Annotated in this window: 6 protein-coding genes; 1 reads left to right on the top strand and 5 read right to left on the bottom strand. The window is 59.4% G+C overall.

Annotated features, from left to right (window positions below):
- The coding region (locus GX515_04900; protein HHY32356.1) for an MmgE/PrpD family protein at positions 1–201 on the bottom strand (201 nt) is incomplete at its 3' end.
- Positions 202–675: 474 nt separating this feature from the next.
- Between GX515_04900 and GX515_04905 the strand changes: the two genes are divergently transcribed.
- Positions 676–1,272 carry a helix-turn-helix domain-containing protein gene (locus GX515_04905; GenBank protein HHY32357.1) on the top strand — a complete coding sequence of 199 codons (597 nt, stop codon included), beginning with the start codon at positions 676–678 and terminating at the stop codon, positions 1,270–1,272.
- Positions 1,273–1,647: 375 nt separating this feature from the next.
- On the opposite strand, the gene GX515_04910 is transcribed toward GX515_04905, so the two are convergent.
- The 4 genes from GX515_04910 to GX515_04925 all read right to left on the bottom strand — a co-directional run bounded on the left by GX515_04910 (position 1,648) and on the right by GX515_04925 (position 7,058).
- Complete coding sequence (locus GX515_04910) at positions 1,648–2,466, bottom strand: hypothetical protein (protein ID HHY32358.1); 819 nt, start codon at positions 2,464–2,466, stop codon at positions 1,648–1,650.
- Positions 2,467–2,655: 189 nt separating this feature from the next.
- Positions 2,656–4,794: an AAA family ATPase gene (locus GX515_04915; protein ID HHY32359.1), complete on the bottom strand. Its 2,139-nt coding sequence runs from the start codon at positions 4,792–4,794 to the stop codon at positions 2,656–2,658.
- A gap of 852 nt (positions 4,795–5,646) precedes the next feature.
- Positions 5,647–5,865, bottom strand: coding sequence for a helix-turn-helix domain-containing protein (locus tag GX515_04920; GenBank protein ID HHY32360.1), 219 nt, complete (start codon positions 5,863–5,865; stop codon positions 5,647–5,649).
- A gap of 476 nt (positions 5,866–6,341) precedes the next feature.
- Positions 6,342–7,058 (bottom strand): hypothetical protein, encoded by a 717-nt coding sequence (locus tag GX515_04925; GenBank protein ID HHY32361.1) that lies wholly within the window; start codon positions 7,056–7,058, stop codon positions 6,342–6,344.
- Positions 7,059–7,099: the final 41 nt, after the last annotated feature.

Raw genomic sequence — 7,099 nt, forward strand, 5'->3', positions numbered from 1 at the left:
ATCGAACACCGGCGAGACGAGAGCGGCAACGTCCTGAGCGGATCCGGCCAGCGCGACTCCGACCCAATCCACAAGGCACTCCGCGGCCTTGGCGATCGCGTCCTCAGGTAAGTCTTGGATCTCGACCTGAGAGGCCCAAGAGGCGAGCCTCCGCGTCGCGAAGTCACCGAGTCCGGCTGACATGTATCGTTTGCCTGTCATGTTTTCGCAGCCTCCTTCCGTATTTCTGCAGGGTCGCCTTGACGCCCGACTATCTTGGGACCATTGCGTCGCTGATGAAGACGTTCCTCATCTTGTTGGAGCCGGATACATCCCCAAACAGACTCGAGCCTTTGCCAGATCAAGACACGGCCACACACCTCCTGGTCTTCGATTTGTCGGGGTGCCCTTTGAGCCCAAGCCCTGGTGGACCCGTCTGTAAGGTGCTCGCAGACCAAGGCCGCGCCCGCGAGAAGCTGGAGACCGTTGCCCTTCTGTATTAGACGCCCGAATCGGCGCAGCCCATCTGCTCATGCCAGTTGCGCTGTAGCAGGCTGCTGTTCCGTTAAGGAACACCCCTAATCCGATTAGGGTTCACCGGCGCGCCAATGTCAAGGCCCGACTGCGGCGACTGTAGCTTATCGGAACGTGCTGAATGGGAACAGAAGTGTTATCCTATAAACGGGGGATTGGCATATGGCCACATTCGCGGAGAAGCTGAGAGACCTCAGGACACGGTGCAATCTCACGCAAGAAGCCCTGGCTGCCGCGATGGGAGTATCGCGCTCAGCCATGGCCGGGTACGAGGCTCCGAGCAAGAAGCGCCAACCCGACTTCGAGCTTGTATGCCGGCTTGCGCGCTTTTTCGGAGTGAGCGTCGACTACCTGCTAGGATGCACCGACGACCCCGCGCCGCTCGCGCCGGACCCGGACGTCGTCGCTGGCGCTCGTTACCTCGAGGCGCTGCGCGCTTCACGCGGCTGGACGAGGGAGGATCTCGCGAGCCGCCTCGGGATCGACCTGAAGGACCTCGTGAGGTACGAGATCGGCGCGGCGAGACTGCCGGACGATGTGGTGACGAAGCTCGCGGGAGTCTTCGAGGTCGATCCCCGGTGCTTTACCGGCGACCTCTCTCAAGCGGAAATGGAGGAGATCCTCGGGGAAACCTGGTTCCGGGCGCCTGTCAGGCTGTCGCCGGAGGCAAGACGCGCCGTCGAAGATTTCATAGGGTACATGACGGCACAGGAGGAGCGCAAGAAGCGGGAAGGGACGCAGGCTCGCAAGGAGGAGTAGGCCGTTTTCGAGACGCGAAGCGCGACTTGCGCGCACCGCGCGCAGGCCGCGCGCCCAGGTCCGCACCCACCCTTCGCCCGTCCCCCAGCCCACGCTTCGCCCCTTCCTCCACCGCCCAACCCTCGCCCAGCCGCAGCTCGCCGCTTCCTCAGCCCCGCGCCCAGCCCTCGCCAGGCCCCCGCCCGGCCCCGCTCCCGGCCCCGCTCCCGGCCCCGCGACCGGGCCAGCGCCCGGCCGAGTGCGGGCCTCCGTGGGGCCCCCGTGTGCGGACCGACGCCCCATAGCGACCGCCCCGTGGGGATAGCCTAACTCTCCGGGAAGCCTAAGGGACGGGGCAGCGCGACGAGCAGGCGCGCGCCTACTACCGCACCTCCCTCAGCGCCCGCTCGAGGACGCAGGCGACGTAGTCGATCTCCTCGGCGGTGAGGTGGTTGTGGAACGGGATGGCGATGCTCGTGCGTCCTGCGAGCTTGGTAATGGGGAAGTCCCTCTCCTTGAACCCGAACTCGGCGCGGTAGAAAGGCTTCGGGTGGACGGAGCTCGAATACTGGCCGCACCCCCTTGCGTCCTGTCCCCTACCCCGCGTCCGATCACGGGAAAGCTGGGTCTCCGCCTCCTTTGGACTCGCAAGCGCCGCATCACGTGGTCGCGCACGGCTGACTGGCGCTCGGGGGTGGGCTCGTCCACGCCGACCCGGATCACGTACACGAACCAGCTCATCCGCGTCACCTCGGGCGCCACATACGGCAGGCGCACCCCCGGCACCCCCGCCAGGCGCTCCGCGTACATCGCCGCCACCCGCTCGCGCTTCGCGATGATCTCCTCGATCCGCGACATCTGCGCCACCCCGAGCGCGGCCGAAAGCTCGTCCATGCGGTAGTTGTAGCCCAGCCGCTCGTGGGAAAGCCACACCCCTGCCTCGCCCCGTCCCTGGTTGGACATGCTCCGGCAGAGACGCGCTACCCGGTCGTCGTCGGTGACGATCATCCCGCCCTCGCCCGTGGTGATCTGCTTGTTGGGATAGAACGCGAACACCGCCCCGTGCGAGAAGGCGCCGTTCCCGGCCTTGAGGCCCTTGTATTCGGTCCCCACGGACTCGCACGAATCCTCCATAACTACGAGCCTGTGGCGGTCCGGGATCTCACGCACAACGACGAGCCTCGGCGACCTCCCGCGAAGGCGGGGGCCGATCAGATAACGTTCGTGCGGGAAGTGACAGCATCATCAACCAAGTTCCGAGAGCTATCCGCCGACACAAACTTCGCCTCCCTCACGGAAGACACCGGCGCAAGATGGGGCCTCAAAGACAGAACACAGCCAATTCTAGTCTGACGGCGGACCTTTTGGTGGTTTGCAGATGCCCTAGGAATGTAGAGGGATCAGTTACGTTGACTGTGAGACGGAAACCACAGAACTCGGTTCTGGGTTCTTGCATCCCCCCTCAAGCCATTTCATGACGGAGTAACGCTCAGGTTCGCTTGCCTCTAGAATGCTAAGGACGATTTCGATTAGCTCACCCAAAGCTGCATCGCTGGAGGCCGTGGATAACCACGCCTTGAGTTCCTCGGTCATAATAAGACGGAGAAGACCATCAAGGTTCTTAGAGTCATCGGGTAGGTAGTCGTCGATCTCGCCGCGACTGAGCAAAAAGATGCCGTTCTTCCGTGCCGCTTCTATCCACCCAGCTAACAGTGTTTTCTCCTCATCCGCGAGATCCGACCGTAACCTCATATACCTTGAGGCCATGTGTCTGTACAGGTCAGAAAGCTGCTGTAGGTCGATCCTTGAAAGGTCTTGCGCCTCAACAGCCTCCTCAATCACCTTCATCAGAGCGACCCGGTCTGTGCTTTTCTTGTCATCGACAACAGCTTTGACGATTTTCTTGTGGTCCGTGCAGAACAGAGTTCGGACTCGTCCTCTGTCGATTTCAGGGATATTGTCTAAGCCGGTGATGTAGTCAAGGTCTGCTATTATCCATACCTTTTGACCGATACTTCTTAGGAACACCTGGTAATTAACGAAGTTGTGCTTACCATGCACCTCAAGTGTCTCAGTGACGTCTGTTCTGTGAAGGTACTCAGAGCAGAGCTGAATCAACCCGTTAAAGAGCAGCCTGTCTGTGATTCCTTCAACCAGTACTACCTTGTCTGCGAAAAACATCTTCTCATTGTTATGAGACATAATCATGTGGGTCAATGCTTTTTTGTCTGGAAGAGTTCCGCTGATACTGGGCAGGTTTTTGCCTGAATTGTCAACTATCCGCGATGCGCCGTCGGATTCCCTGAATACTCGAATGACTTTCTGGATATTCTCCCTCGTAATGAACGATGGGGAATGCGTGGCTACTATTATCTGGTTGTTGGTTTCTTCGGCTAGCTCTGAAAGAAGATCGCGAAGTACTGCCTGCCATTTGGGATGCAAATGCAGTTCAGGCTCGTCGACGACGACAATGCCACCATGCATGTTGAACGCGAAGATACCCAGGAGGAAACTCAGGATCTCCCTCTCGCCCGAACTTGCTCGCTCGATTCGGAAAGAATGATTACCCTTTCGGAGAAGGATTTCATAGATGTTCTTACTAGCGTCTATCAATTCAAGATCCCAGGTGTACCCCAGTCGCCCGATGTACTTGCTTACAAGACTCACTTCTCTGTCTTCCCGCCAGGCCTGATCATATCCTGAATGACCCGCAAGGCTTTCATACCGCCTTCTCTTCTTTGCGAAGTACATGGTGCCGAGCAGCAATAGAGAAGTCGTGGTTCTCGAGGTGACAGATCGATACGCCCGGAGAAGGTCGTCGCTGCGTTGGCCTGATAGGTTCGCCCTGATGCTCTCCTCGGTGCTGCCGCGATATGGCGACGAATAAATGTACGATGCTGGCAAGGTCAAGTCGGGGATATCCTCAGCGAGCCGATAAATGATCTCCCTATGACTTAGGTACCCCAAGAACCTTCTCGCATCCTCATCCAGCGGTTTACAGTCCGTCGCCGTAATCTCGTAGGGCAGGACGGCACCGGGTTTGAAGTTGAGAAGCTCCAACCAATCATCTACAATGTTCAAATCCTGAAAGGGCTTGTTCCGATAACGGGACAGCGCTCTCGCGAGGAGGTGTTTGTTTCGGCGAGTTTCCCTAACGAATTCAAGGTCATCTTCAGTCACAACGATCTCCCATTTGACCGTCCAAGGCATTTCGTTGCCTCCGAAGGTGTCCAGCACAGAGGGAAGATGAGGAAAGGTTCTGTCGGAATTGAGGTCGACGTAGGTTCGTCCGTCTTCCCTGCCCTCATAGGTATGCACCCCAGGCAGGAAATAGTGACGCATGAGGATCATGATGATATCAAGGAGGTTGCTCTTCCCTCCCCCGTTTGGACCGACTAGGATATTGAACTGTTGATCAAACTCAATGTCAGTCTCATCCCGAAAGCTCAGGAGATTACTGATAGACAGGTGCTTTATCTTCACTATTTGCCACCTTCCCAACGCACCCTCGGCGGCTTTCGGTTCAACGACCCTCACCAACATGGGCCCGGGAGTCCGTAGTTGACTCACGTACGTATAGCACCGCATCAAGCCTAATCCTCGGCTCATTGATTGATCATTGAGCATTCATAGACTAGCGCCAGATTCGGTAGAGCCGCCGCTTGGGCTGAGCTTGACAGACGCATTCTGTTCAGCGCAACCCTGGAAACGCTCTACCATGACCGGGCCCTTCTCTGTGATTCAGCGAACAAGAACAAAGACCACTACTGCTCGCGACTCGTGGCAAGGTCATTACCATTCTCGGACTTCCGAAGGGTACCGATTCCCTCATCTTGCCTCTGTGCTGTTCTCCGCCACACACAGCAGATCAACCACGTTACCGAAGTCTGTAGCAACCCTTCCCTATCCGCTCAAAGAGCTGCGGGAAGCGCGTGATATGCGCGAGTAGGTTGGCGCCAGGGTTTGACCCGGGAACAGGCACGCCGCGCTTTTCCAGTCGCGAAAGGATCTCGCGGTAGTGCAGGCCGTTAGGCCGCACTTCCGATAGTACGGCCTCTACCTGCCGAACCAGGAGAGGCAGACGAACCTGCTGTGACCCTGTCGTCTGCGACTTGGTCTCGTCTGCTGCGCCATCCTCTGGCTTGCTCTCCTTGGGCCTGCTGCCCGCTTCTTCATCAGCTAGACCGAAGGAAATCTCAATATACCTGCGAAGTGCGTCGTGCTGCTCCCGGACAATATCCCGTTCTCTCATTTGCTCTTCAACGCGCTGATTGCACTCATGTAGACGCTTGGAAAGAGCCGCCAATTCCTGTCTCAGTCTCATTTCTAGGTCGCTGTTCCCTTCCGTGTTCGGCGCCTTCCTAGTCAGTGGGGCATACCCTTCCGGAATCGGGCTCATGCTCTTTTCACCTCGCGCAATATGATGTTGCGCAGCGTGCGATCCGGTATGCTCATGAGAGTCCGCCGGCGCACTCGCATGCCACGCTCAATTCGACTAACGGTTCCCTGAGAAACTCCGAGGATTTCGGCAAACTGCGCCTGAGTGAACCCCAACGCCTTCCTGTACCCCCGCACGAACCCTGCAAGCCGAAGTTCTCTGACCTGCCTTTTCATGTTATCATCACCTCAAGTTGTTATTTTCAGCAACATTATGGCACGTGCAGTGTTATTTGTCAAGTGCGCATACACAAATCACGTCATGGATGCTATCGCACGAGTGCTAGTTGCGGCGTATGCAGTGCTATATGCAATGCCAAGAGGGATCTTCGCATGCGCTTCCACTATCGTTCTCGGCCGCCGTCGGAATGAGAGAGATTTCCGGGCCCAAAAAGGACGATGCTGACGTGTAAAGCAGCGAGCTGCGTCGCACGCTCAAGGCGGCCGTAGGGCGCACGACGTTCGGGCGCGCATGTCCGCGTACAGGCGGCGCGCGCCCCAGGGCGCCCGGGCCACTCGGACCACGGAGGGGCGAGAAAGCGGCGTTGCCCGCCTGCGTCCATTGCGGCTACGGCGCTCGCTGAGAGCGGCATGCGTCACGGCTGGGGAGCGTGGCGCCGCGCGCTGCGCGCCGCGGATCGCGGCTAGGGGGCTTACATCGCTGCCACGAAGCTGTCGAGGAGCTCGATGAAGGCGGGATCGTAGGGTTGGTCGACGTAGTTGACGTTCCACAGGCCGGACTCGCGTATCTCGGCCCGCTGGGCGTATAGCCCGAGCCAGTTGGGCGAGGGAGGGTCGATCGGGGGCTTGTGCCTGTTGCTGAGAAGGGCGACGGCGTTTGACTCGATGATGCTCCTGGGGCTAGACGTCCCCGCGGGCCCGGGGACCGCCACCCAGAGAAAAGGCATGCGCCGGATGTAGGCGCTGACTCGGCACTCGAGAGGATGCTCGAGTTCCCGAGTGAGCGGGCCGGCGGACGCGCCTTTTCCCCACGTGCTCCGCACCTCCTGGGGGTAATCGCCGGTGGCAAGGAGCGCCGTCCCCACATGCAGCCGGAAGACCGACCCCCTGTGATTGCCTCCACCAGCATACTTTCCCCGCTCATGTCCCTTGTGCCGGGATAGGCACTGCCAGAGCGTCGTCTTCGAGCCTTCGGACACAGCGTGGGTGCCCACGCGCACCACCCGAGGCGTCCTGCCGTCCTCTCGCATCTCCCCGGGCTCAAAGAAGAAGTAGACGCCCTGCAGCGGCCAGCGCCAGCCGTCGCTGCCACCTCCTCCGCAAGCGCCCAGGCAACGGCAGCCTCCCAGCTTCGACTGGAGGCGCGCGAGGACTTCGTAGAACCTGTCCAGATCACGTGCGCGGCTCATTCCCACATCCGCAGGCCTCCTCCCGATCCCATCCTCCCGAT

The sequence above is a fragment of the Bacillota bacterium genome (assembly GCA_012842395.1).
Classification (GTDB): Bacteria; Bacillota; SHA-98; order UBA4971; family UBA4971; genus UBA6256.